This is a genomic window from Pseudomonas sp. Xaverov 83, assembly GCF_019352905.1.
Classification (GTDB): Bacteria; Pseudomonadota; Gammaproteobacteria; order Pseudomonadales; family Pseudomonadaceae; genus Aquipseudomonas; species Aquipseudomonas yamanorum.
The window spans coordinates 112,629-113,240 of sequence record NZ_JAAAFU010000038.1; the positions used below are offsets into that span (position 1 = coordinate 112,629).

The 612-nt window shown below is 57.2% G+C and carries 1 protein-coding gene; it reads left to right on the forward strand.

Annotation, left to right across the window (positions count from 1 at the left end):
* On the forward strand, positions 1-612 hold a 612-nt coding region (locus K0H47_RS31090; protein ID WP_307877328.1), incomplete at both ends, for an immunoglobulin-like domain-containing protein.

Sequence of the window (612 nt, forward strand, 5' to 3'; positions counted from 1 at the left end):
CGCCCCGGTCACCGTGACGCTGTCTAACGGCCAGGTCATTACCATTGATGCCGGTAAGACCACCGGCACTGTGGTTTTCCAGACTCCGGTCAACGACGTCTACAACAACGGTTCCACCGTTAGCACCACGATCACAGCCGCGACTGGTGGTAACTTTGAGAAGTTGGTTCCGGACAATACGAATCCGCCGACCACCACGATTACCGACTCGATCGACACCACCACCGTGACCTTGTCGACTAACGACACTGCGATCACCGAAGGCGGTCAGATCACCTACACCGCGACCTTGAGCAACGAAGCTCACGCCCCGGTCACCGTGACGCTGTCCAACGGCCAGGTCATTACCATCGACGCGGGAAAAACCACAGGTACCGTTGTTTTCCAAACGCCGGTCAATGACGTCTACAACAACGGTTCCACCGTTAGCACCACCATTACGACGGCCACTGGTGGCAACTTCGAGAAGCTGGTTCCGGACAACACCAATCCGCCAACCACCACGATTACCGACTCGATCGACACCACCACTGTGACGCTGTCGACCACCGACACTGCCATCACCGAAGGCGGTCAGATCACCTACACCGCGACATTGAGCAACGAAGCTCA